This window comes from Mucilaginibacter dorajii (assembly GCF_024808255.1).
Taxonomy (GTDB): Bacteria; Bacteroidota; Bacteroidia; order Sphingobacteriales; family Sphingobacteriaceae; genus Mucilaginibacter; species Mucilaginibacter dorajii.
On record NZ_JANTYS010000004.1, the window covers coordinates 147,605 to 173,647 of the forward strand.

23 protein-coding genes are annotated in these 26,043 nt (G+C 42.2%); 10 read left to right on the forward strand and 13 right to left on the reverse strand.

Annotation, left to right across the window (positions count from 1 at the left end; translation table 11 throughout):
- Positions 1 to 27: 27 nt before the first annotated feature.
- Entirely contained in the window at positions 28 to 1,497 is a 1,470-nt protein-coding gene (locus FHS10_RS06815; protein WP_259088858.1) for a glycoside hydrolase family 130 protein, read from the forward strand.
- 462 nt (positions 1,498 to 1,959) lie between these two features.
- Here FHS10_RS06815 and FHS10_RS06820 read toward each other — a convergent pair whose 3' ends face one another.
- Both FHS10_RS06820 and FHS10_RS06825 read right to left on the reverse strand, forming a co-directional pair.
- Positions 1,960 to 2,970: a glycosyltransferase family 4 protein gene (locus tag FHS10_RS06820; protein ID WP_259088859.1), complete on the reverse strand. Its 1,011-nt coding sequence runs from the start codon at positions 2,968 to 2,970 to the stop codon at positions 1,960 to 1,962.
- Positions 2,971 to 5,247 carry a glycosyltransferase family 4 protein gene (locus FHS10_RS06825; RefSeq protein ID WP_259088861.1) on the reverse strand — a complete coding sequence of 759 codons (2,277 nt, stop codon included), beginning with the start codon at positions 5,245 to 5,247 and terminating at the stop codon, positions 2,971 to 2,973.
- 289 nt (positions 5,248 to 5,536) lie between these two features.
- Here FHS10_RS06825 and arfB point away from each other — a divergent pair, with 289 nt between their 5' ends.
- Complete coding sequence (arfB, locus tag FHS10_RS06830) at positions 5,537 to 5,947, forward strand: alternative ribosome rescue aminoacyl-tRNA hydrolase ArfB (RefSeq protein ID WP_259088862.1); 411 nt, start codon at positions 5,537 to 5,539, stop codon at positions 5,945 to 5,947.
- Positions 5,948 to 6,190: 243 nt separating this feature from the next.
- On the opposite strand, the gene FHS10_RS06835 is transcribed toward arfB, so the two are convergent.
- The 3 genes from FHS10_RS06835 to lon form a co-directional block, all read right to left on the reverse strand.
- Positions 6,191 to 7,144, reverse strand: coding sequence for a lipid A deacylase LpxR family protein (locus FHS10_RS06835; protein ID WP_259088864.1), 954 nt, complete (start codon positions 7,142 to 7,144; stop codon positions 6,191 to 6,193).
- 134 nt (positions 7,145 to 7,278) lie between these two features.
- A complete protein-coding gene (locus FHS10_RS06840; protein ID WP_259088866.1) occupies positions 7,279 to 7,884 on the reverse strand; it encodes a hypothetical protein in 606 nt (201 codons plus the stop codon).
- 169 nt (positions 7,885 to 8,053) lie between these two features.
- Positions 8,054 to 10,522, reverse strand: a complete 2,469-nt coding sequence (gene lon, locus FHS10_RS06845; protein WP_259088868.1) for an endopeptidase La — start codon at positions 10,520 to 10,522, stop codon at positions 8,054 to 8,056.
- Between the two features lie 364 nt (positions 10,523 to 10,886).
- On the opposite strand from lon, the gene FHS10_RS06850 reads away from it, so the two are divergent.
- On the forward strand, positions 10,887 to 11,528 hold the full coding sequence (locus tag FHS10_RS06850) for a tetratricopeptide repeat protein (protein WP_259088876.1): 642 nt from the start codon (positions 10,887 to 10,889) through the stop codon (positions 11,526 to 11,528).
- 628 nt (positions 11,529 to 12,156) lie between these two features.
- On the opposite strand, the gene FHS10_RS06855 is transcribed toward FHS10_RS06850, so the two are convergent.
- Positions 12,157 to 12,693: a hypothetical protein gene (locus FHS10_RS06855; RefSeq protein WP_259088878.1), complete on the reverse strand. Its 537-nt coding sequence runs from the start codon at positions 12,691 to 12,693 to the stop codon at positions 12,157 to 12,159.
- 10 nt (positions 12,694 to 12,703) lie between these two features.
- Complete coding sequence (gene gpmI, locus FHS10_RS06860; RefSeq protein WP_259088880.1) at positions 12,704 to 14,227, reverse strand: 2,3-bisphosphoglycerate-independent phosphoglycerate mutase; 1,524 nt, start codon at positions 14,225 to 14,227, stop codon at positions 12,704 to 12,706.
- A gap of 189 nt (positions 14,228 to 14,416) precedes the next feature.
- On the opposite strand from gpmI, the gene FHS10_RS06865 reads away from it, so the two are divergent.
- From FHS10_RS06865 to FHS10_RS06885, 5 genes are all read left to right on the forward strand, one after another.
- Entirely contained in the window at positions 14,417 to 14,815 is a 399-nt protein-coding gene (locus tag FHS10_RS06865) for a DUF4783 domain-containing protein (protein WP_259088883.1), read from the forward strand.
- Between the two features lie 418 nt (positions 14,816 to 15,233).
- Positions 15,234 to 16,079, forward strand: a complete 846-nt coding sequence (gene nadC / locus FHS10_RS06870; RefSeq protein ID WP_259088892.1) for a carboxylating nicotinate-nucleotide diphosphorylase — start codon at positions 15,234 to 15,236, stop codon at positions 16,077 to 16,079.
- A gap of 124 nt (positions 16,080 to 16,203) precedes the next feature.
- On the forward strand, positions 16,204 to 16,851 hold the full coding sequence (plsY, locus tag FHS10_RS06875) for a glycerol-3-phosphate 1-O-acyltransferase PlsY (RefSeq protein ID WP_259088898.1): 648 nt from the start codon (positions 16,204 to 16,206) through the stop codon (positions 16,849 to 16,851).
- A gap of 5 nt (positions 16,852 to 16,856) precedes the next feature.
- The gene (locus tag FHS10_RS06880; protein ID WP_259088900.1) at positions 16,857 to 17,660 is read left to right on the forward strand and encodes a M48 family metallopeptidase; all 804 of its coding nucleotides are present in this window, start codon (positions 16,857 to 16,859) and stop codon (positions 17,658 to 17,660) included.
- A 95-nt stretch (positions 17,661 to 17,755) separates the two neighbouring features.
- Complete coding sequence (locus tag FHS10_RS06885; protein WP_259088902.1) at positions 17,756 to 18,490, forward strand: YqjF family protein; 735 nt, start codon at positions 17,756 to 17,758, stop codon at positions 18,488 to 18,490.
- Between the two features lie 203 nt (positions 18,491 to 18,693).
- Here FHS10_RS06885 and FHS10_RS06890 read toward each other — a convergent pair whose 3' ends face one another.
- From FHS10_RS06890 to FHS10_RS06915, 6 genes are all read right to left on the reverse strand, one after another.
- Entirely contained in the window at positions 18,694 to 19,956 is a 1,263-nt protein-coding gene (locus FHS10_RS06890; protein WP_259088904.1) for an anthranilate synthase component I family protein, read from the reverse strand.
- A 90-nt stretch (positions 19,957 to 20,046) separates the two neighbouring features.
- Positions 20,047 to 21,324, reverse strand: a complete 1,278-nt coding sequence (locus FHS10_RS06895; RefSeq protein WP_259088906.1) for an adenylosuccinate synthase — start codon at positions 21,322 to 21,324, stop codon at positions 20,047 to 20,049.
- A complete protein-coding gene (locus FHS10_RS06900) occupies positions 21,324 to 21,695 on the reverse strand; it encodes a hypothetical protein (protein ID WP_259088907.1) in 372 nt (123 codons plus the stop codon). The genes FHS10_RS06895 and FHS10_RS06900 overlap by 1 nt, the downstream gene beginning before the upstream one ends.
- Positions 21,696 to 21,833: 138 nt before the next feature.
- Positions 21,834 to 21,992, reverse strand: coding sequence for a DUF6922 domain-containing protein (locus FHS10_RS06905; RefSeq protein WP_259088908.1), 159 nt, complete (start codon positions 21,990 to 21,992; stop codon positions 21,834 to 21,836).
- Between the two features lie 6 nt (positions 21,993 to 21,998).
- Entirely contained in the window at positions 21,999 to 22,466 is a 468-nt protein-coding gene (locus FHS10_RS06910; protein ID WP_259088909.1) for a Fur family transcriptional regulator, read from the reverse strand.
- Between the two features lie 121 nt (positions 22,467 to 22,587).
- The gene (locus FHS10_RS06915) at positions 22,588 to 24,810 is read right to left on the reverse strand and encodes a RelA/SpoT family protein (protein ID WP_259088911.1); all 2,223 of its coding nucleotides are present in this window, start codon (positions 24,808 to 24,810) and stop codon (positions 22,588 to 22,590) included.
- A 108-nt stretch (positions 24,811 to 24,918) separates the two neighbouring features.
- On the opposite strand from FHS10_RS06915, the gene FHS10_RS06920 reads away from it, so the two are divergent.
- Both FHS10_RS06920 and FHS10_RS06925 read left to right on the forward strand, forming a co-directional pair.
- Positions 24,919 to 25,533, forward strand: a complete 615-nt coding sequence (locus FHS10_RS06920; RefSeq protein WP_259088913.1) for a DUF4294 domain-containing protein — start codon at positions 24,919 to 24,921, stop codon at positions 25,531 to 25,533.
- Between the two features lie 2 nt (positions 25,534 to 25,535).
- Positions 25,536 to 26,039, forward strand: a complete 504-nt coding sequence (locus FHS10_RS06925; protein WP_259088915.1) for a glutathione peroxidase — start codon at positions 25,536 to 25,538, stop codon at positions 26,037 to 26,039.
- Positions 26,040 to 26,043: the final 4 nt, after the last annotated feature.

The following is a 26,043-nucleotide window of genomic DNA, read 5'->3' on the forward strand; positions in this document are numbered from 1 at the left end:
CCCAATAAACGCTACTATTGCATACATATGAGACTTTCCATCGAACGCAAGCCAATAAGAGTTAATCCCGATCCGAAACGAGTTATTGCCAGGTTCTTTTTTAATGGGAATGACAGGGCTAAAGAAGTGATACAGCGCGTAATGGAGATTAGTGAAGAAATAGCATTTGGCATAGTATCGCCGCTGTTGCAGGAATATTCTAAACGCCACCGTAATATAACCCGGGTTTTAAACAGGCATTGCAGTAAGTTAAAACCTTTGTTTTTGGAGCTCAATATCGATTATGATACGCTTACGGTTAACCGCAAGCTGCTGATAGGCTCATACTTTACCCATGAATATTCTATTGAATCGGCGGCGTTTTTTAATCCTTCTATTGTTGAAGATCCCGATCAAACCGAACTGGAAGATGGGCAGCGGAGGGTAATTATCAGTTTTAGGGCGGTAGGCGAGGGACATATCTCCTCTATCACTTTCCGCCGGGGATTAATTGATAAAGATAATACCATTACCATTCAGCCCGCTGGTAGTTATATAGATGAGGCCGAGATTGTACGCAACGCGGTTTATAACAAAAAACTGTTTTTTGAAAAAGCCGCTATCACACAAATAAATATAGATGTGATTAGTGAGCTGGAATCAAAGCTCGATCATCACTTTGAATACGCCAGCCTGCGCCGCATCATCATTGACTCGCAAAGGCTACAGGAAAGCGATATGAAGAAACTGGAGTATGATAAGGTGCTTTGGCTGGCCGATTCATATTACGAGATTGTTTTTTCATTAGATACTGATATTTCCGACAGGGTTATTTTCCCGATATCTGAATACGAGCGTAAAGGCATTGAAGATGCCCGCTTTGTGCATTTCGCCAATGACGATGACAGTAAGGTTTACTACGCAACGTATACAGCCTATGATGGATCGCTTATTATGCCCAAGTTGCTGCAAACCACCGATTTTTATAATTTTAAGATTATGCCTTTATATGGTGCTGGCGCGCAGAATAAAAATCTGGCGCTGTTTCCCCGTAAAATAAACGGCAAGTTTGCAATGATATCCCGTATTGACGGCTGCAATAATTATATTATGTATGCTGATAAGATTAATATTTGGGAAAAGCCGGTCCTTTTGCAACATCCTACTTTTACCTGGGAGTTTGTGCAGATTGGTAACTGCGGTTCGCCGATAGAGACCAAAGAAGGCTGGCTGATGATTACCCACGGCGTAGGCCCTATGCGCCGCTATGTGCTTGGGGCAAGCTTGCTTAAGCTTGATGATCCCGCGGTTGAAATTGGCCGTTTAAAAGAGCCATTATTGATCCCCAACAGCGATGAACGGGAAGGTTATGTGCCCAATGTACTTTACTCATGCGGAGCAATTGTACATAATGAAAAATTGATTATCCCTTATGGTGTATCAGATTCATCTACCGCTTTTGCCGAAGTTAGTTTGCAGGAGTTACTGGATAAACTGAAGGAGGATGGGAAGTCTTAAGTAAGAATAAACGAAGCCGTCATTGCGAGGTACGAAGCAATCTCCAAACTATACAGAGCGAACCTCGCAAGGCCGGCTTGCATGCATAGAGAACGCTTCGTACCTACCCATGACAAGTCCATCATGTCATTGCGAGTTTAAAAATCCGGAGGAATCTGAAGGTGGAAATGACGTAACAACTATCCTCTCCCCCCTGTCATGCTGAGGCACGAAGCATCTATTAGCGAACTTTACAGGGCGAATAGGAATGGCGTAGAATAGATCCTTCACTGCGTTCAGGATGACAGATCTTTTAAAAAACGTCATGGGTAGGCACGAAGCAATCGCATGCTATACAGGGCGAATCTGCACAGTTCGCGATTGCTTCGTACCTCGCAATGACATAGCTTTATATTGTCATTCCACCTTCAGAATTTCGCGAAATTTTACAACTCGCAATGCCGTTCTTTTTTGTTATCTAATTCAAACAATATTCAAAATCTGCTCGTAAAGCCTCAGGTAATCTCCCATCATTTTATCGCATGAAAACTGCGAGTTTGCCCAATCGTGACAATCAGCCCTGCTAATTTGGTCTAACCATTCCACAGCATTAACCGCCTCATCAACAGTATCAACCAGGAAACCGGTTTGTCCGTCCTTAATCAGTTCAGGCATCGATCCTTTGTTGAAAGCTATTACAGGCGTACCACACAGCATAGCTTCGGCTACGCTCATGCCAAAGGGTTCGTTAAAGCTGATAGGATGTAATAAAGCATAAGCTTTACCCAAAAGCTCCCGCCGTTTATCTGGTCCAGCATGGCCAATGTATTGGATTTGGTCGGATAAAAATGGTTCAACCTTTTCGCGATAATAGTTTTTATCCTGTATAATGCCGGCTATCAATAACCTGCGTTTACTTTTTTTAGCTATCTCAATAGCTTCTGCTGTGCCTTTATCCGGGTGGATGCGGCCAAAGTATACCAGGTAATCGTCAGGCTCTTCATAAAACTGAAAATCGCGTGTGTCTAATCCATTGTAAACCGTAGCCAGGTAATTCAGATCGGGGCTACGATCCGAATTACTGATAGATACATAATGACCGATATCATTATATTTTTTATAAACAGGGATGATCCTGGGCGATGAAAACCCATGTATCGTAGTAATCATCGGCGTTTTGATCAACGCGGAATACGTAAGAGGCAAAAAATCGAAGTTATTATGGATAATATCAAACTCGGCTGCCTTTTCCATCAGGTTGCTAATATGCAGGCACTCTAATACTTTGGCGTCCTGGCTTCGGTCTTCCTCATAGCCGGTTTCGCAAACGGCATCCAGCTTACCACCGGTGATCGAATCGCCGGTCGCAAAAAGAGTTACTTCGATGCCGAGTTTTACCAGGCCTTCGGCAATATTTGAGGCAATTTGCTCCCAGGGGCCGTAATGCCTGGGCGGCGTGCGCCAGGCTACGGGGGCTAATACAGCTACCTTCATTTAGCAGATCTCCAGTTTCTGCCCGTATTTATTGTACTCATATTCCAATTCAAAGGCTTTCAATACCGTAAGATGCGATATCAGGTAAGCCAGCGTGCTTTCGGCACCCTGGTTACGGTTAATACCGGTTGGCAGCAGGCCATCGCAGCAACCCTTGGTTTCATGGTCATAAAGTGGTGCCCGGAGTGTGTTTTCGCCAAGGAACCACTTGTAGCTTAAAAACATTTTCTCCACGTATTGCGGTATCCTAAAAATCTGGTAAGCCTGGAAATGCATCAGCACCATGGCCATAGTTTCAATAGCCTGCTGATCAAAGGTAGGGAACGTGCCGCCACGATAATACCAGCCATCATTACCAACAGGACTTAAATAGCCATTTGATAGCGTAAGCTTATCTAAAAACGCCATGGTAGCCATAGCTACTTCCTTAGCTCGTTCGTTACCGGTAATCTCGCAAGAGTGTAGCAGAGCCAAAGGAAGGATAGCATTATCGTAAGTCATTTTCTCTTCAAACCACTGCCAGTCTTCAGCCTGGTTATTATCATAAGCATCGATGAGCGGTTGGGTAAGGTCTTTCAGTATTTGAACCATGCCCTCATCGGTAGGTACTGCCTGCAGATACAAACTAATGCCGATAATGGTATTGGCCATCCCGCGCAAATGCGTTAATGCCCTAAAATGTGGTACCGATTTATGGAAAATTTCCAATGCAAATTCGCGATAGGAGTTACTTGCAGCGCAATCTATCAAATACCCTAAAGCCCATATGGTACGCCCAAAGGAATCTTCGGAACCAACTTCATCCAGGTACCGTCTGTCAAAACTCAGGAAGTTGCGGAAATTGCCATCGTCCGTTTGCATGTAGTGGATATAGCTTAAGTAGATGGGCAATAGTTCGAATGCTTCGTTGCTTTTGCTGCGCTGATAGGCCATTAAGGCCATAATAAGGGCGCGGGCGTTGTCATCTAAACAATAGCCTTCTTTTAAGTTAGGGATACCGTATTTGGCATGTTGCACTATACCGGTATCATCGGTTAAGCGTAATACGTGGGTAAGGCTGAACTTGGGAAGTATCTCGGGATCTACAATGCTGTTTTTTAAGATCTTATCACTAAAATCAAATCGTACAATGGCTTCCTGGGCAACCTTAATAAATTCGGCACCCACAACAGGCCAGCGCAGGTGCAGGCCGTATTGGTAAGCGTTTTCTTTTAGTTCGTTTAAAACACGATCCTGGTCTAAAAGCTCAATAGCGATGTCTGCAAGCGCATCTGAATTTTTAAAATCAAACAGCCTGCCACGTTTATCGGCCAATAATTCGGTGGCATGCCAGTAGGGGGTAGATACCACTGCCGCGCCCGAACCAACAGCATAGGATAAAGTACCGCTGGTGATTTGCGCCTCGTTTAAGTAAGGGGTTACATAGATTTCGCAAGCGGTTAAATAATTAACCAGCTCTTCTTCCGGAACAAATTTGTTAATGAATACCAGGTTTTTAGATACACCCAACTGTACCGCCAGGCTTTTCAAATGATCGCGGTATTCCTCGCCCGAGTTTTTGATAACGCCGGGGTGGGTATTGCCCAATATTACATAGGTTACATCGGGGTGTTTTTCTACAATTTTTGGTAAGGCCCTTACTACGGTTTCCAGACCTTTGTTGCGGCTGATTAATCCGAAGGTCAACAATACGCGGCGATTTTTAAAGGCCGATAGGTTTTTAACCGGATTTTCCTCTGGTGCTTCCACATCCGGTACGCCGTGCTCAATGATCTGGATCTTTTCTGCTGGGATCTCATAAATAGTGGTCAGGAACTCTACGGCTCGTTGGCTCATCACAATGATCTTTGACGATTGCTCGGCAATTTCGCGGATGATGATGCGCTGCACATAGCTGGGGTCCTTGAGAATAGTATGCAATATCGAGATCAAAGGTTTCTCTAACCGGTTGATTAACGGCAGAATGTAAATGCCGCTTTCGCCCCCATAAATGCCAAACTCATGTTCCATAATACAAACATCGGCGCTGCTGGTATTGATATAATTTGCCGCGCGGATGTAATCTTTTTGATGATTTTGACGGATAACATATTTTACCTCCTCGGGATACTCATACTCATGCGGGTTTTCAGAATCATTAAGCGCTACTACAAAGCCACCCTGGGCAAGTGAATGCCTATCTGGGAAGTTGGCACTGATGGCACGCATTAAATTATTATTAAATGTGGCTAAGCCGCACTCGCGTGGAGGATAAGTTGATATATATGCTATTTTCATGTTCAGATAGAAAGTATTTAAAACTATGGGTTGTATGACTAAACAGCAGGATAAATCCGTTTGTTTAATTAGTGACTATAAAAAAGTGCATTTGTATGCTGTTTTGGCAAGGAAATCGTCTTTTGGCCGCCTATTTCATAGTTATTACTCATAAGGCATAAACCATACCAGTTTAACTTAAAATAAAATATTTAAGATATTATTTAAAATGGTAACTGAAAAGTTACCGCAAGGCATGCTAAGCTCTTGAGTTTTGTCAACCATCATCCAAAATAATTACCTTTGAAAAATGAACCTGAATAAAGCCGACCTACAAAAAGAGGTTACTTATAAAACATCGCGCAGCGGGGGCAAGGGAGGCCAAAACGTAAACAAAGTATCGAGCAAGGTTGAACTATTGTTTGATGTTGCCGCGTCATTGCTATTTACCGATGATGAGAAGCTGTTGCTTGCCGATAAACTGCAAACCCGCCTCAATAAAGACGGCCTGGTACAGGTTATTTGTGACGAAGAACGCAGCCAATATCTAAATAAAGAAAAAGCGATAGAACGCCTTATGGGGCTTTTAAGCCGGGCCTTACACGTACAAAAGGTACGTAAGCCTACCAAAGTAAGCAAAGCCGCAAAAGCTGCCCGCCTGGATAATAAAAAGAAGCTATCTGCCAAAAAAAAAGGACGCAGGAACTTGCAGGATGAGTAGTTTTTAGATGTGCAAATGAAAAAGAAGATATGCAAATGTGTAGATTTCAGATGTGCATATGAAAAAGAGGATTTACAGATGTGCAGATTTTTTGTCTGAACCTTGATTTATAGGATTAAGGGATTAGCTTGATTTTTTTAGAAATCCTGTTAATCTGAAAAATCTGTTTAATCCCGGTTCAGAACAATGACATTTTCAAATCCTCAAATAATTCCCCCATCTGCATATCTGAAATCCGCACATCTATTTAAATCTATACACCCCCGTTATGGCCGCCCATTGGTGTTTGTGTGCCATGGTTTCTACCTCTCGGGTGTGGAAAATTGCTGCTACATCAAATGTGAACCTACTTGTGCTAAAGGCTACGCCAAATTGTTGGCTAAATACAAATGGTTTCCTGGTGCCTAAAACTTCCAGGCTGTTAGGGTCGTGGGTGTGGAAAAGGCCGCCTTGTATGGTGGCATCATATAGCACGCCGTTTGCCTGTGGTTTATAGTAAAAGAAAATTTCGTGTTTGTGCAGCAATCCGGTTTGCTCGGCTACCGAAGCTGTACTTTGCGTACTTACCGAATTAAATAACTGGTTGAAGTTTCCTAAACGGATAAGCGGGCCTAAGCCAGCGCCGGTAAAACCGGTGCCCAGGTTGGCATAACTGGCCAAACTCAAATCTATCCATGATGCGCGGGCCAATAGTTTGTTGTATTCACCGGTTAAGTTAAGCTCAACATCGTTTTGTACCTGGTATTGCCAGCCGTTTAGCGTATAAAAGCCAAAAGTGTTGTGGATAAGCTTTTGCACGGGCTCGCCACCGGCAGCAGGACCTACAATGCCTATTTGCGCGCCTAATTTTAAGTTGCTTTCGTTTTTATATAACAGGTTAATGGTTGAGCCTATGTAAGTATATGCTGCAAAAGGCCTGTCAATATATGTCTGATCGGGTACATAGCCAGAGCGCGCGTTGAACATTTTTTGACCCAGCTCAAAGCCCAATACTTTATTTTGAAGGCTGCTATTGCCATCTGTTTTTAAAGCTTTGCGATAGTAAAAGAAAATGCCATTGGTATAATACCTGTCAGATCCCTGGCCAAGGTAGGAGTCGTTATCTGTTTGGATGCCAAATTCGTGGCCGCGGGTCTGGGCAAATAAACCAATGCTGCCCAACAGGCATGCCAGTGTAAAGAATAGCTTTTTTAACATTTAGGGTATCAATATATTGGCGACTAATATAAAAATTTGAGTTGATTATACTGTGCCAAACCTGTGTATAAATAAAAAGGGCTTCTGCGTTGTAAGCAGAAACCCTGTATGCGTGATCAGTCTTTATCTAATAATTATTTGAAGGTATAGCCTACGCTTATACCGCCGGCAGCAATAATACCCTCGTCGTAAAAAATGGGTACAAAGCCTATGCGTAAGTTTAGGCCTTTTTCTTCGGGCTGGTACCTGTAGCCAATAGTAGCTGTACCAATGAAACCGGTAATCCTGTCAAAAATGAATGTTTTACCATTGGGGTTACCATGCGAGTTTAGGAATGTGGTACCACCGCCAATTTCAACCATACTACGGCCTTTGCCATACAGGTAATTGATTTGGATAGGAACCGAGAATACATTGTTACCATCAGTAGCGAAATAACCTGCACCTACCCGGTAGCCAAAACCATCGCGCCTGTGGCCAAAGCGGGCATCATAGTTAACGGTAAGCGCAAGGCCCGGACCGCCAACCTCAAAAAACGCAGTTTGTGCCCGTTCGCCACTTGGCTCTGCTTCTGTCGAATCGGTTTTTGTCGCGTCAATTACAGTTTTCTTTGTAGTATCCGGGTGTACTTTTTTAACGGTATCACTCATATTTGGCTCAACAATTTGTGCCGATGAACTTAGATGTGTTAAAATAAAAAGGGATAGAAAAATTGCTTTAAGGGTAAAAATTTTCTTCATTCTTTAGGTGTATTGAATTAATATACAATTCAGGTCGTATTACGCTAATAGGGCATAAAAGGTTTCAGCAAGTACGTGCTATGAAGTAATTGTAAAGCTATTGAGAGGTAAATAGCCATTTATCGGAAACAAAACCGGCGCCACTTGGGCGCCGGTTTTGTTTAGTTTATTAAGCTTTTTTTTCTTCTTCTTTAACCGTTAGGTCAAGCGGTTCGCTTACCTTTTCATCTAACAAGGCCAGCTTTATAACATCACGCATGTCGGTCACATAATGAAAACTGAGATCGGTTATGTAACTCTCTTTAATTTCCAAAATATCTTTCTGGTTTGATTTGCAAAGGATGATTTCTTTAATATTAGCACGTTTTGCAGCCAGTATTTTTTCTTTGATACCACCTACCGGCAATACGCGGCCACGCAGGGTGATCTCGCCGGTCATGGCAAGGTTAGGTTTTACTTTACGCTGGGTAAATGCCGAAACTAATGCGGTAAGCATGGTGATACCTGCCGATGGCCCATCCTTAGGTGTAGCGCCCGCCGGTACGTGCACATGCACATCCCACAAATCAAACAGTTTAGGATTGATGTCAAAATAGCTTGCATGCGCCCTTAAATAAGCCAGCGCAATGGTAACAGACTCTTTCATTACATCACCAAGGCTTCCTGTAAGCGTTAAGCGGCCTTTACCGGGGCTTAAACTTGCTTCAATGAACAGGATGTCGCCGCCAACAGAGGTCCAGGCCAGGCCTGTTACAACGCCTGCTACATCATTGCCCTCGTAAAGGTCTTTATCAAAAATAGGAGCCCCTAATATTTTCTCTACGTCTTTTTTATTAACGGCGGGATTATACGGTTCCTCCATCGCGATGTTTTTTGCCACACCACGAACAACCGAACCGATTTTTTTCTCTAAGGCTCTTACACCACTTTCGCGGGTATAATCAACAATGATCTTTTCTAAAATATCGTTTTTAAGGCTTACATCTTTCAGCTTTAAGCCATGGGCTTCACGCTGTTTTGGTACCAGGTGCTGTTTGGCAATTTCTACTTTCTCTTCAATAGTATAGCCATTAACCTCAATGATTTCCATCCTATCCAGCAACGCAGGCTGAATGGTGCTTAATGAGTTTGCTGTCGCGATGAACATTACGTTCGACAGGTCGAAATCCATCTCTACATAATGGTCATAAAAAGTACCGTTCTGTTCAGGGTCAAGTACTTCTAATAAAGCCGATGATGGATCGCCGCGGAAATCGTTACCAACCTTATCTATCTCATCCAATATAAATACCGGGTTAGCAGCACCGGCTTTTTTTATCGATTGGATAATGCGGCCCGGCATTGCGCCGATGTAAGTTTTACGGTGGCCACGAATTTCGGCCTCGTCGCGGATACCGCCTAAAGCCATCCGCACGTATTTACGACCTAAAGCTTTGGCAATTGATTTACCCAACGATGTTTTACCAACTCCCGGAGGGCCAACCAAGCAAAGGATAGGGGCTTTCATATCGTGCTTTAATTTAAGCACGGCCAGATATTCAATAATGCGTTGTTTAACTTTATCTAAACCAAAGTGGTCTTTATCCAAAACCTTTTGGGCGCGTTTAAGGTCAAAGTTATCTTTGGTGAACTCATTCCATGGCAAATCAAGCAACAGTTCAAGGTAGTTGATCTGCACCGAGTAGTCTGCCGCGGCAGGGTTGGTACGTGCTAATTTTTCCAATTCTTTGGCAAAATGATCTTTGACCTCTTTTGCCCATTTCTTTTTAACCGCTCGTTGGCGCAGGCTGTCAATTTCCAGGTCGGGCGAGTTACCGCCAAGTTCTTCCTGTATGGTTTTTAGCTGCTGATTTAAAAAGTAATCCCTTTGCTGTTTATCCAGGTCTACCCGCACTTTGCTCTGGATCTGGTTTTTAAGCTCCAGCATTTGCAGGTCGAGCGTTAAATGCTCCAATACCAGGTTAGCCCGCTCGCGCAGGTTGGTAATTTCCAACAGGCGTTGCTTGGCAGCCATGTCGGCATTCATATTTGATGATATAAAATTGATCAAAAATGAAATGCTTTCAATATTGCGGATGGCTATACCTGCTTCGCTGGGGATATTAGGCGATAACTGAATAATGCTCATGGCCATATCCTTTATGGATGATACCATGGCTTTAAACTCTTTATCCTCTTTGGTTTTAGTTTCCTTAAAAGGTTCAACAGTGGCTTTGATGTATGGCTCGGTTTGTACTTCATCTTTCAATACAAAACGCTTTTTGCCTTGTAAAATAACGGTGGTGTTACCGTCGGGCATTTGCAGCATTTTGATGATGAGGGCAATAGTACCTACGCGGTTTAGCTGCTCAAAGTTGGGGTCTTCAATATTTACGTCTTGCTGTGCAACTACACCAATCATGCGGTTGCCTTTGTTGGCGTCGCGGATAAGCTTAATTGATTTATCACGTCCTACGGTTATAGGGATAACAACTCCAGGAAACAACACGGTATTGCGCAAAGGCAATATGGCCAACACCTCGGGCAGTTGTTCGTTGTTCATTTCCTCCTCGTCTTCGGTAGACATCAAAGGGAAAAACTCCGAATCCTCGTTTATAACTGGTAAAGCGTTTTTAAAATCAAATGGATCGAAACTCATTATATATTTTTTGTGTAGAAAATAACGTCATGTTGTCAGCCTGTTAAATAAAACGGACTGTAAATTACAGGGATATCATGGTTAAAACCTGTGCGGTACTATGTTTCAAGAGCTGTGCCAAGTTAACTTAATAATTGATAACAATCAATTTGGCTTGTTAATGATCTGTTTACGTGATGATTACAAAATATCCCGTTTTTGTTTAAATAAAACAGATTTTGTTGCTAAAGATGAAAAAAAGTCATAGTATCGCTTTCCTGATTTGTATGCCAGTTGTAATTTTGAAAATAAATTCAATTTTGGCATAATATTTTGAAGTAAAGTTAGTTAATGATATACAATTTTGTTCACCATTAATCCCTTGATGAGGCTTTCAGTCATTTTGCCCTTCCTGCTATTGTCAACCATTGAAACTACCATGGCGCAAAGCGCCTATGTAAAAATGGGGCAACAGGCTGTTATGGATGGCGATTTCCGGTCGGCAGTAGCACATCTTGAAAAAGCCTGTATTACCGATTCGACCAATGCCAACGCCTTGTGGATGCTGGGTTATTCTTATTACCACAGCGATAACTACAAAAAATCAATTACTGCGTATACCCGTGTAATTGCCATTAAACCGGCAGATGCCACCGCTTATTATTATAGGGCAAGGGCAAAAAGCTATTTAGGGAAGGATAACCAAACTAAAGATGCCGATAAGGAGCTATACCTTTTAGGGGCGATAGTGGACCTTACAAAAGCCATATCTATCAATAACGACCCAAGCGATAGCAAATACTACCAAAACCGGGGCATAGCCTACCGCGATTATGGCTTGTTTAAGCTACAAACCAACTCCCGCTTTTTTGATAAAAGCCGTGGCATCAATTCATTAAAAGCTTCCATTGCCGATCTGGAAAAGATCCTGAGCAGTAACCCCGGCCGTAATGATATAGCTGTGCTGATAGACCAGGCTAAAGACAAATTGGGGCAGGCTACTTCTACAGCTATGGCAAAGCACTGAGGTTGCTTAGAGTCACGCTGAGTTGTAAATTTTCGCGAAATTCTGAAGGGGAATAACAATATAAAGCTATGTCATTGCGAGGAACGGAGCAATCGCGAACTATGCAGATCCGCCCTGTTGAGCATGAGATTGCTTCGTTCCTACGCATGACGTTTTGTACTTTACACAAACATTAGCTTTGAACGCGGGCGAAGACTCACCCGGCGAGGCTGCGCCCGCCACCCTCTCTTCACCTGCGGTGGAAAGAGGGGTTTTAATAATTAATCAATTGATTATAAGTAATATAAATTCAAAAATTTCCAAACCCCTCTTTCCGGCGAAGCCGAAGAGGAGGGTGTCGCGCGTAGCGCTGGCGGGTGAGTCTTCGCCGCCATGCGATCTACGTCATTTCCACCTTCAGAGGCCCCCGGATTTTATAACTCGCAATGGCATGCTGGACTTGTCATGGGTAGGTGGAGATGACAATTGTTTAACCCCGCTGTCATGCTGAACTTGTTTCAGCACCCCATTTGCTAAGTATACATCATGCGGGTCACCTGTCCTGTGGGGTCCTGAAACAAGGATGACTTCCTTTTTTATAACTTGTTATGGGTAATTTATTTCGGTAGCCTGCAAAAAGACGAATGTCCTATTTCTTCAAGATCCCCTTCACCATATACAAATTTTTGCCCATCAGTTTAACCTGCTGCGATTTTTCTATCTGGTAGGCCGAATCGGGGAAAAAGCTTAGCTTTTCGCGGGTTTCGTAAAGCAGGTTCTTGGTGTGATTATAAATCACCAGCCATTTTACCTTGTTATTATCTTTCCTGATCATGATCTTGGTGGTCCGCAGATCGGGAGTTTTGGCGGTGTAAATGATCAGCGAGTCGGTGTTCAAAACGGTGTAGCTGTTTTTCCAGGCCGGGCGGTTAATATCCGATTGGATAAAAAGGTTCAGCTCCTGCCCCCAATTTGGGATATGTACCGTTTTATTTTCGCTTGTGCCGTTATGCAGCACGGTTTTGTCAACCACCGGGTTTAGTTTTTGCAGTTTTGAAGTGTCGGCCTTGAAGTAGCCGGCTACATCAAAATATTTTAAAGTGCCATTAGGCTGTGTTTTATCCGGCCTGCATGATTGCAGACCGGATAAAAGCAAAATGCCGCCTGTAAGGGCGGCTATATGCATTAATTTTATTTTACACCAATACATTACCGGTCATTTCCGCAGGGATCTCAACGCCCAGGATTTTTAAAATGGTTGGGGCAATATCGCCCAGTTTGCCATCCTTAACATGGGTAACATCTTTATCAATAACAATGCATGGTACCAGGTTGGTGGTATGCGCCGTGTTAGGGCTGCCATCTTCATTGATCATGTAGTCGGCATTACCATGGTCGGCTAATATGATAAAGCTATAGCCATTCGCTAAGCCTGCTTCAACAACAGCCTGGGCACAGCTATCGGCAGTTTCGGCAGCTTTAACAACCGCACTAAATACGCCGGTGTGGCCTACCATATCGGTATTGGCAAAGTTTAAGCAAACAAAATCTGGCCAGCCGCTTTCCAGTTCAGGAATGATAGCGTCGCGGATGCCGGCGGCGTTCATTTCTGGCTGCAGATCATAAGTGGCCACTTTTGGCGATGGTGCTAAAAGGCGTTTTTCGCCTTCAAACTCGCGCTCGCGACCACCGGAGAAAAAGAAGGTTACGTGTGGATATTTTTCTGTCTCGGCAATCCTGATCTGGGTTTTGCCTGCATTCTGCAAAATTTCGCCTAACGTTTTAGTCAGGTCTTCTTTGTTGAAAACCACCTGTACATTTTTAAACGTTTCATCATATGGGGTCATGGTGATGTAACGGATGTTAAGCGGGTGCAGGTTATACTCTGGGAAAGATTTTTGTGTTAAGGCGATGCTGATTTCACGCCCCCTGTCGGTACGGAAGTTAAAGCAGATCACCACATCGCCATCTTTAATAACGGCAATCGGTTTACCATCAGCATCCACGTTTACAATTGGTTTAATGAACTCATCTGTAACGCCATCTTCGTATGATTTTTTGATCAGATCGGTAATGTGTTGTGTAGCCTCGCCCTCGCCATTAACCATCAGGTCATAGGCCAATTTAACCCGTTCCCAGCGGTTATCGCGGTCCATAGCATAATAACGACCGATAGCAGTTGCTATTTTTGCCGATGTGCCGGCTATATGTGCTTCAAGATCGGTCACAAAACCTAAGCCCGATTTTGGATCGGTATCACGGCCATCTAAAAAAGCATGAATAAATACGTTGTTTAACTCAAACTGTTTAGCGGCATCACATAATCCTTTTACGTGCCTGATGTGGGAGTGAACCCCGCCATCAGATACCAGGCCGATGAAATGCACATCTTTATTGTTTTGCTTTGCATATTCAAAAGCATCTTTTAATACCGGAATGGTTGGCAATTCGTTATCATCAACCGCTTTATGAATACGACCAAGCTCCTGATAAACCACGCGGCCGGCACCTAAATTCATGTGCCCAACTTCGGAGTTACCCATTTGTCCGGCAGGTAAACCTACCGCTACGCCAGATGCCTCTAACTTTGAGTTTGGATAATTTTGCAGTATCGAATCAACAAAGGGAGTGTTGGCTGCAAGTATTGCGTTTGATTGATCGTTGCGGCCATAACCCCAGCCGTCAAGGATGATTAATGCGAGTTTTTTTGTATTTTCCACATTGCAAATATAAAGGCAACGCTGTACTTATGCTTATAATTTTTGAATTTAAGGCGATAGTTGCATCTTGTTGATTATTAGGATAATAATTGAGGCGGGAAACAGTTATATATTGATATCACAGCATAACTCCCGATTTGCCTTTTTTTAACCTTGTAACATTAAGTTATTTTATAACGTATTGATTATATGAAACTCCTTTACCTGTCATCGTTTATATTTTTGCTGCTTGTTAATACCAAAGCATCGGCAGATGCTATTGATAACGTTGCTAACCTGGTAAAGCAGGGCAATGCCAAAGAAATAGCCAAACTATTTGCCGCCAATGTTGATATCACGTTGATGGAGGACGAAAATACCTACCCCAAAGACAAAGCTGCCGCTATATTGGACGATTTCTTCGCCAAAAACAAACCTCAAAGCATTAAGCTTCTCCATAAAGTAAACTCCAGCGCCAGTATTATGCTTGGCGTGTATATATTAACAACTACTGATAAAAAGGAATACCGCATAGCCTTCACCCTAAAAAGCATTAATGGTACTATGAGTATTGTTGAGTTTAGAATAGAGGATGAGAAAGTGAAATAGATGTGCAGATTTCAAATGTGCAAATGTGCAAATTTCAGATGTGTAGAAGATTAAATAGATTTTAGATGTGCAAGTTTCAGATGTGGAGATGTAATACAATCTGCGCAGATTGAAAGTAGCGCCAAAATGAAATCTCTGATTTAAACCGATCAAAATATCAAAAAAGACCTGCACATCTCGTTTACCCTAATCAAAGCATAAAAAATATCTGCACATCTGAAATTTGCACATCTAAAATCCACACATCTCATTTACCCTAATCAAAGCATAAAAAAACATCTGCATATCTGCACATTTGAAATCTGCACATCTCATTTATCCTAATCAAAGCATAAAAAAACATCTACATATCTGCACATCTAAAATCTGCACATTTAAAAAAAACCTTACTTTTGAGGCATACTAAAAAGTAATTCGTTTGGATAAGGAACTAATTGACCCGTTTATAATAAATGCTTTAAAGGAAGATGTTGGCGATGGCGATCATACCTCGTTATCAACTATTCCTGCTGATACTGTAGGTAAAGCAAAGCTTTTGGTAAAAGATGATGGCATTTTGGCCGGTGTTGAACTGGCTTTAGAAATATTTCATATTGTTGATCCTGCACTTAAGGTTAACGTTTTTATAGAAGACGGTGCCGCTGTGAAATATAAAGATGTGGCTTTTGAGGTAGAGGGCAGCGCGCAAAGCATTTTAGTGGCCGAACGATTGGTACTGAATTGTATGCAACGGATGTCTGGAATTGCTACAAAAACCCGCCAGATAGTTGATCTGTTAAAAGATACCAATACTAAAGTTTTAGATACACGTAAAACCACTCCGGGTTTACGCTATCTTGAAAAATGGGCGGTAAAAATAGGCGGGGGCGTTAACCACCGCTTTGGTTTGTATGATATGATCCTGATCAAAGACAACCATGTTGATTACGCTGGAGGTATCAGGCAAGCTATTGAAAGTGCTAACCAATACCTGGCAGATAATGGTAAAAAGCTTGCTATTGAAATTGAGGTACGCAACCTGGAAGAGTTAGATCAGGTTTTGCAAACCGGTAACGTAAATCGTATCTTGTTAGATAACTTTAATTTTGCCGAACTTAGGCACGCGGTTAATATCGTCAACGGCAGGTTTATAACAGAGGCATCGGGGGGTATAACGATAGAAAATATTCGTGAATATGCCGAGTGTGGGGTTGACTATATTTCTGTTGGCGCGCTAACGCATTCGGTAAAAAGCCTCGATCTGAGTTTAAAAGCCGTTAAGTAAAAATAGTTGGTTTAACTTTTAGGCTTTAACTTCGATTTTGGAGTTTTAAAATCAATACCCAGGTTTTAGAATTTAGCATGATAAAAACTTTAGTCCGATTTCAATTTTGTAATATTGCAGGGCAATGATAAACGTTTATTCTGTTTCAGCGCTTATTTTAGCCTATCTATGCGGATCTATCCCTACAGCAGTTTGGATAGGACAGGCATTTTATGGTGTTGATGTGCGCGAATATGGCAGCGGTAACGCAGGTGCAACCAATACCTTCAGGGTACTGGGTAAGCAGGCCGGCATCCCGGTAATGCTGTTAGATATTTTAAAAGGGTGGACAGCCACCAACCTCGCTTTTTTTATTGGTGTATCTACAACAGGTCCATACCAGTCATCATCATACATGAACTATGCGCTGGCCTTGGGCGTAGCGGCAGTTATGGGACATTTGTTCCCGGTATTTGCAGGTTTTAGAGGTGGTAAAGGTGTTGCCACATTGTTTGGAATGATTTTAGCTATTCACTTGCATGCCGCTTTGTTATGCGTGGTGGTATTTGTTGTGGTGTTGTTGCTTACCAAGTATGTTTCGCTTAGCTCAATTGCAGCGGCGTTTACCTATCCAATAGGGGTGTCCTTTGTTTTTCCCACCTCCATCAGGTCGGTAGTGATCTATGGGATGTGTATTTGCATGCTGATCCTGGTAACCCACCAAAAAAATATCGAACGCTTACTAAAGGGCACCGAGTCGAAAGTTAATTTTTTGAAGAAAAAAACTGCCTGATCATTATGAAAATTTTCAAACCTGCATTATTAGCGATAACTATGGTTATTGCCTTGTTCTCCTGTTCAACGGTGCCGCTTACCGGCCGCAAACAACTCAGCTTGGTTGGCGATGCCGAAGTAAACCAATCGGCGGCGGCCAGTTACTCACAATTATTATCTGATCCTAAAACAAAGGTTATTAGCAATGGTACCGATGCCCAGCGCGTTAAACGCATAGGTAATAATCTTGCTATTGCCATTGAAAGCTATTTAAAAGCCAACGGATATGGCGATCAGTATAGTTTTAACTGGGAATTTAACCTTATCCAAAGCAGCGAGGTTAACGCCTGGTGTATGCCCGGTGGTAAAGTAGCGGTTTACAGTGGTTTGTTACCTGTGGCCAATAGCGATGCTTACCTTGCTGTAGTGATGGGCCACGAAATAGGCCACGCCATTGCAAGGCACTCCGCCGAGCGCATCTCTCAACAAATGCTGGTACAGGGAGGCGGTGCTTTAGTAGGCGCTGCAACAGCAGATAGATCACAAGCTACACAATCTGCCATAGGTACTTTATATGGTGTAGGTACGCAGCTAAAATTGCTAAGCTATTCACGTGCGCAAGAATCAGAGGCCGACCGTTTGGGTTTAACTTTTATGGCTATGGCCGGTTATGACCCTCACAACGCCGTTGCATTTTGGCAACGGATGGCAGCTCAAAATAAAGGCGGCGCGCAACCAGAGTTTTTAAGCACGCACCCTGCCGATGCTACCCGCATAGCCAACATTCAAAACCTTATACCAGAGGCAATGAAGTATTATAAGAAATAGTTTTAAGTTTTGAGTGAGGAGTTTTGAGTTAATGTGATTTTTCATTAACCGGGAGAAACTCAAGACTCAATACTGAAAACTCAATACTCCTCCCCATGCCCAAACGTCAATTTTTAAAAGCGCAATGGAATAACCTGGTCATGCTCAATTATGAGGTTGACCAGAAGGTATTGGGCGAATACCTGCCTCCCGGAACAGAGCTTGATTTATGGGAGGGGAAAGCACTGGTGAGTATGGTTGGTTTTTTATTTAGGGAAACCAGCGTAATGGGTATTAAATGGCCGCTACATGTAAACTTTGAAGAGGTTAACCTGCGCTTTTATGTAAAACATTTTAATGGCACCGAGTGGAAACGCGGTGCTGTTTTTGTAAGCGAGATTGTACCCAAAGCCATGATCACTCTTATAGCCAACAATCTATATAAAGAACATTACCATACTATGCCCATGCGGCATTTTATCACCCCAGCAGATGATGATCATACGCGTTTTTTATACGAATGGAAGTTTAAAGGCAAGTGGAATAAGCTGGGCGCAACTGCCTGCAATAAGTTATTGGATATTGAACCGGGTAGTGCCGAAGAATTTATTTTTGAGCATTACTGGGGTTACAATAAGCTAAGCGCTACAGTAACAATGGAGTACCAGGTTGAGCACGTTTCCTGGCAAACCGGCAAGGTTAAAGACTATGTTTTTAATGCTGATGTGGCAGACTTGTATGGCGAAGCATTTGTGCCATTCCTGAAAAAGAAACCAGTATCCGCATTCTTTGCAGTTGGATCAGAAATAAAGGTAAGGATGGGAGATAAGATAGTGGTTGGAGGGAATTAAAATAAAATTTACTCCAATGCTTATAAGGGGCAATAACAAGCACAAATATTTGGATGTACCTGAATTGAGCGATGCGTCAGTTTAGTGTTAACCATGTAAAAATATAAAACATTGATTATTAGATATTTGTGATAAATAAATCTGAAATGTGTTAAGTTATGTTAACCTTGTTTGGATGTATTTGGCCTGAATTGTGAATGATCTTATCCTCCCAAAACCTCCAAAATAGCCTTAGCCTTTAACAAGCATTCCTCATATTCCTTTTCCGCTTCAGCATGATAAGTGATAGCACTACCAGCATGGAAGGATAAATATCTGAGACCTGCATTATACAACAGTGACCGGATCACCACGTTAAAATCGAAATCGTCATCAGCGCTAAAATAACCTACCGCTCCTGAATATACACCGCGTTTACTGCGCTCGTACTGTTCCATTAGCTGCATGGCGCTTACCTTGGGTGCGCCGGTCATGCTGCCCATAGGGAAGCAATTTTTAATTGCCTGTATGGCTGATAAGCCATCCTGTAACTCGCACACCACCGTAGATATCATTTGATGTAGATGACGGAAGCTGTAAATGCCAAAAAGGTCTTCGGCTTTTACGGTACCCGGTTTGGCCGATTTGGTGAGATCATTACGTACGAGGTCTACCACCATCACATTTTCCTGTAGTTCTTTGGGATGGTTGCGTAACTGCTGTTTCACCAATTCATCTGCTGTGAGATCTTTATTTCTTTTGGCGGTACCTTTTATGGGCTGCGAAATCAGTTTGTTACCCCGTTTAGCCAAAAAGCGCTCGGGCGATGCGCCGATGATATAATTATCCCTCCACTTAAAAAAAGTAGAGAAGGGGTTAGGTGAAATAGTATTAAGCTGAAGAAATGCTGATAATGGATCGATATGCACATTCTCGGCATAAAACTCCTGGCAAAAATTGGTTACGTAAATATCACCCCGGTTGATATGTTCCCGAATGCTTTCAACAGCGTCAATATATTCTTGTTTTGTAAAACGAGCTTGCAGTCTTACTTCATTTGTGGCAGGTTGCGAGACTAATCCCTGTTGATCAATCTGCTTTAATACCTCATTAGTATGATCACTAACGATCTCTGCATTATTACCTTTAATTACGATAAGATGTAACGGCGCAAAAAAATACAGATCCGGGAACTGCAGGTAGTCAGCATTTTGGGAGGATAGGTTTTCAACTTCATTTTTAAGGTCGTAACCAAAAAAGCCGGTGATCCATCCCCGGTTATTTTTGCGGAAGGTTTCTAATTCATCAAAAGCATTTCCTGAGTAAGCCGTCAATTCTGCCTTTGCGCCGACGGCTATCAGCGTATCAAATTTCCCGTAAGGGTCATCAAAGCTGTTGGAGTCGAGGTAGCATATCGCATCAAATGACGATGCCCATTGCAGGGCTTTATTCTTAAAATTCGGCAGATCATTAACCTGTACTATCACGGTGCAAAAATAACCAAGTAAATGAAAAAAGGCCGGTTGCCCGGCCTTTAAAATGTTATTGTGTTGCCTGCATGTAAGCAGATTGTACGATTAATGCAATACCAGGGTTTGTTTCCTGTCTGGTCCTACTGATAGGTATTTTACAGGTACGCCTAATTCGGCTTCCAGGTAATCTATGTAAGATTGTAGCTTTTCAGGAATTTCATTCAACTCGGTTATGCCGGTTAAATCCTCGTTCCAGCCGTCAATTTCTTTCAGGACAGGCTCAGGACTAACAGAGCAGATATCGTACGGCATGTAGTCAATTTTTTCGCCTAAATAGTTATAATGGGTACAGGCGTAGATCTTATCAAAACCACTCAATACATCGGCCTTGGTCATTACCAATTGCGTAACACCATTAAGCATAATAGCGTATTTTAAAGCCGGCAGATCAATCCAGCCGGTACGGCGGGGTCTGCCTGTAGTGGCACCAAATTCGTGGCCTATACGGCGTAATTCTTCGCCTGTTTCGTCTTCCAGTTCGGTAGGGAAGGGGCCACCACCAACACGGGTGCAATAAGCTTTAAAAATACCAATCACATCGCCAATTTGCTGCGGAGCAATCCCCAAACCGGTACAGGCACCAGCGGCAGTGGTGTTTGACGAAGTAACAAAAGGGTATGAGCCAAAATCGATATCCAGCATGGCACCTTGTGCGCCTTCGGCTAAAACTTTTTTACCTTTTTTAATATAATCGTTCACCAAATGTTCAGAATCAACCAACGGAAATTGTTTAAGAAACTCTATGGCCTCAAAAAACAAAGCTTCACGTTCAGAAAAATCTGCAACCTCGCCATACATGGCAGTTAACATAGCTGTGTGTTTATCAACTAATTTCTGGTAACGTTCTTTAAAATCGGGCAAAGTAATATCGCCAATGCGTAAACCGTTCCTGCCGGTTTTATCCATATACGTTGGGCCGATACCTTTTAAGGTCGATCCAATTTTACCTTCGCCCATTTTCTTTTCAGAAGCTGCATCTAATAGCTGGTGAGTAGGTAATATCAGGTGTGCTTTTTTCGCGATCAGCAGGTTCTTTTTAGCCAACAGATCATGACCGGCATCTTTCAGTTTATCTATTTCCTTTTTAAGGGTGATAGGGTCAATAACTACACCATTACCAATCAGGTTCATGGTATTTTCAAAAAATATACCTGAAGGAATAGTATTCAGTACGAATTTTTTACCGTCGAACTCCAAAGTGTGCCCAGCGTTGGGGCCGCCCTGGAAACGTGCTATCAGGTCATAACCTGCACTTAACACATCAACAATTTTTCCTTTACCTTCATCGCCCCACTGGAGGCCTAATAATACGTCAACAGCCATTAATTTATCGTTTTCTTCTTGCTAATAATGTTCTTGTTGGCCCCGGCTTTAGTTAGCCGTAAGTCAAGTATATAATTCCTAATTTCTTTCGAAAATTTGTCTTTGATAGTGTCCCAACTAACAGGTGTTAAGATCGTGTTATCTTCCAATTCTACTTCATGAAAGTCTGATAAGCTTTTTAAGACTGACGCCAAATCATGATTTGGATACTTTCTTGAATAAAAACCAATCAACTCGGCAAATGTAAAAACATTTAATAACTCATACAGAACATAATAATCTTTCTTTGAGTATGATTTTACTGTATCCAGTATTGTTGACGCTGCGGCATCTTCAGTTGGAAGTAGTTGAACTGACTTGGTTTGGTTCATTCACTTAAAATGGCCAGATGTTGGGATTTTCTTGCTTGAACCTGTATGATCTGAAATCCTCTAACTTAAGATTAAATAAAACGCAGGCAAATGACATCGCATTATTTGACAGATATCGAATATTTAATAAAGAAGATTCTATTTTTTCTGTTCATAAAAGTTCAGTATGGAAAGAATATCATCCAGATTACCTCTGTCAAAAACCTTATATATTACATAGGAGGCATTCTTCGCATAGTCGATAATGGCCATGTCAACATCCCAAAAAGCATTTTTGCTCAGAACAGGTTTGTTCATAACTTTTTACGCCCTTCTGTCGCAGTTGCCCTCACGTAGCTTAGTACAGTTACCGTAAAGGTTTAAAGAGTGGTGTTTAATCTCAAACTTCAAAATATCGCCCATCATGCTCTGAATCTGCTGTATGCGCGGATCGCAAAACTCAACTACCTTGCCGCAGTCAATACAAATGATGTGGTCATGCTGTTTGTACCCGTATGATTTTTCAAATTGCGCCATGTTTTTACCAAATTGATGCTTGGTAACCAAATCGCACGATACCAGTAACTCCAGCGTATTGTAAACCGTAGCACGACTTACACGGTATTTTTTATTTTTCATATGGATGTACAACGACTCCACATCAAAATGATCTGTACGGGAATAAATTTCTTCAAGTATAGCAAAACGCTCTGGCGTTTTGCGCAGGTTTTTATTTTCAAGGTAGGCCTCAAAAATTTTTTTAACCAATGCTATAGTATCCTGTTGGGGCATAATAGTCTGTTAAGCAGGCAAAGTTATTAATAAAAAATAGAATCAAGATACAAGAGTCAAGAATCAAGATTTTAGCTTCGGTTTCTGTCTTGATTCTCGACTCTTAATTCTTGACTCTTCTTCAAGACGCCTTCTCAATTACCGAATCAAACCTGTGTACGCCGGTAACGCCTTTAATCAATTTTATTTTTTTGATCAGATTTTCCAGGTGTTCGGTGTCGTTTACGTAAATCATCAGCGATCCTTCAAAAATACCGTTATCGCTATCAACTGTGATAGACCGGATATTTACCCTGAAGTCGTTTGATATAACGGTAGTGAGTTTGTTGATCAAACCAACCTCGTCTATACCAGTAATTCTTAATCCGGTTAAAAATGCAAGTTCCTGCTGATTGGTCCACTTGGCTTTAACAATCCGGTAACCGTAGTTAGCCATCAGTTTGGCGGCATTGGGGCAATTGGTGCGGTGAATTTTTATGCCATCGCTTACAGTTACAAAACCAAAAACATCATCACCGGGGATAGGGTTGCAGCAATTGGCCAGTTTATAGTCAATCTTTTGCATATCCTCACCAATAAGCAACATATCGCTGTCTTTTGATTTAAGGTTGCGGATCAAACTCTGTACCTGTTCCTGCTCTATTTTATCCTGTGGCTTGTTCTCTACACTTTTTTCAGATGCCTGGTACTCTTTCAGGTCCTTCATATCTATAACACCTTTGGCAATGTTATAAAACAGGTCCTGGGTTGATTGCAGCTTGAAAAAGTAACTTAGTTTATGTAAGTTTTCAGAATTATAAGTGATTTTGAGCGATTTCATTTTCCGCTCTAAAATCTCCTTACCATCTTCGGCAATTTTGCGTTTTTCTTCTTTTAAGGCCGACTTTATTTTGGCTTTGGCTTTCGCGGTAACCACAAAGTTAAGCCAGTCTTCCTTAGGCGTTTGCTTGCCCGAGGTAATGATTTCTACCTGGTCGCCATTTTGCAGTTTGTAGCTTAGCGGTACCAGTTTATGGTTCACCTTAGCACCAATACAGCTGGCACCTACATCGGTGTGGATCTCAAAGGCAAAATCAAGTGCTGTAGCGTTTAAGGGTAATTGGATGAGCGCGCCTTTGGGCGTAAAAATGAAAATTTCATCGCTGAACAAGTTCATCTTAAAATCGTCAATAAAGTCGAGCGCGTTGGTGTCGGGGTTTTTGAGCATATCCCGTACCTTTTGTACCCAAAGATCAAGGCCGCTATCGGTTGATGATTCCTTGTATTTCCAATGTGCTGCAAAACCTTTTTCGGCAATTTCATTCATACGTTTGGTACGGATCTGCACTTCCACCCATTGGCCGCGGGGCCCCATTACGGTTGTATGTAATGACTCATAACCATTAGCCTTAGGCGATGAGATCCAGTCACGCAACCTATCGGGATTGGGGCGATATTGATCGGTAACTATGCTATAGGCTTTCCAGCAATCTGCTTTTTCCTGGTCGGGGGCACTATCTAAAATAATCCTGATGGCAAAAAGATCATAGACTTCTTCAAACGGGATCGATTTTTTCTTCATCTTATTCCAGATGGAATGGATGGATTTTGGCCTGCCAAACACATCTGCATGAATTTCCTGGGCTTGCAGTGCTTTATTCACCGGCTCAATAAAATCGCGGATAAAACGCTCACGCTCGGCTTTTTTCTCGTTTAATTTCTTTTTAATGAACTGGTAAGTTTCACGCTCCATGTATTTCATGGATAGGTCTTCCAGTTCAGATTTTATGGCATACAAGCCCAGCCTGTGCGCAAGCGGTGCATACAGGTAAACAGTTTCTGACGAAAGTTTAAGCTGCTTATCGCGCGGCATAAACTCCATGGTACGCATGTTATGCAGGCGGTCGGCAAGTTTTATCAATATTACCCTAACATCGTCGGCCAGGGTAAGCAGCATTTTACGGAAGTTTTCGGCCTGTAACGAACTGTTAGTATCAAATACGCCCGATATTTTGGTTAAGCCATCAATAATTTTGGCCACCTTTTTACCAAACTCCATTTCAATGTCATCCAGCGTCATGTTGGTATCTTCTACCACATCATGCAGCAGGGCGCACACAATGGATGTTGTGCCCAGTCCAATTTCTTCGGCGGCTATCTGTGCAACGGCAATAGGGTGATATATGTAAGGCTCGCCGCTTTTACGGCGCATATCCTTATGGCTCTCTAAGGCCATATCAAAAGCCTTGCGGATCATGCGTTTATCGCCCTTTTGCAAAGTCGACTTACAGGCACGCAGCAAAGCACGGTATCGTTTTAAGATCTCATTCTTCTCGGCTTCCAGATCAATCACTATCTCTTTCATATATGATATAGACGGTATACTCTTGATAAACTTGTAATTAAAAATTATTATTACTGTTTATATTAAAATACCACAAAAATTTCCTTTAATTTTGTTTTAAGTAAAAATATGAAATTAATTGGTTTTCTGTTGATGTTTTGTTGCTTAATGGGCCAGGCAAAGGCCCAAACAGATAAACCTGCCCCTATGGTTATGGGCAAAAACGATACCATAAAAGTTGCTTTAACAGAACTTGACGGGCAGCTGGTGCCGTGGGTAGTTTGCGCCCCTGTAAAGATCATAGATACCCGTATTTTTGCCAGTGACGCCGATAGGGATGCTTTTCGACGTTTACGATACAATGTGCTCAAGGTGTGGCCGTACGCACAATTTGCCAGTCAAAGGTACCAGAAACTGCAACGGGATCTGGCGCTTACCGGTGATAAAAAGAAACAGAAAGAATTGATTAACACCTGCGAAGGTGAAATAAAAGCATTGTTTGATAAGGAAATAAAAAATCTGACAATTAGTCAGGGTGAAGTTTTAATTAAGCTGATTGACCGGGAGACCCATACCACCAGCTATACCATGGTTAAGGAACTTAAAGGTGGTTTTAAAGCGTTTATGTTTCAATCAGTCGCCAGTTTATTTGGCCACAACCTTAAAGAAACTTATGATCCTGATGAGCAGAGAGATATCGAGGCCATACTTACCCAGGCCGGATATAATTCCACTAACTACTAATAATGGATAACACAAGCGTCTACAAGTTTAACGTTCAAAGGTTAAACGGTGATGATATCAGTCTGGCGGCCTATAAAAATAAAGTCCTTTTGATTGTAAACACCGCATCTCAATGTGGCTTTACCCCACAACTTAAAGACCTTGCCGAGCTAAAGGGGATTTTTGAAGGTGCCGATTTTGAAATACTTGCCTTTCCTTCAAACGATTTTGGCGGTCAGGAACCTTTGGAGGGTGCAGCTATTGCCACCTTCTGTGAAAATGCAGGAGCAACCAATTACCCCGTATTTGATAAAATAAGGGTGCGTGGCCCGTTTGCTCATCCTTTGTACCAGTTTTTTGCCAACAAAAAGGAAAACGGGAAACTAAAATCGGTTCCCCGTTGGAATTTTCATAAGTTTTTGATTGATAGGGAGGGCCACGTAACCGATTTTTACTACCCTTTTACAAAGCCTACTTCTTCAAAGATCCGGAAGAAAATAGAGCGGCTTTTAGCCGTTGCTCATTAACACA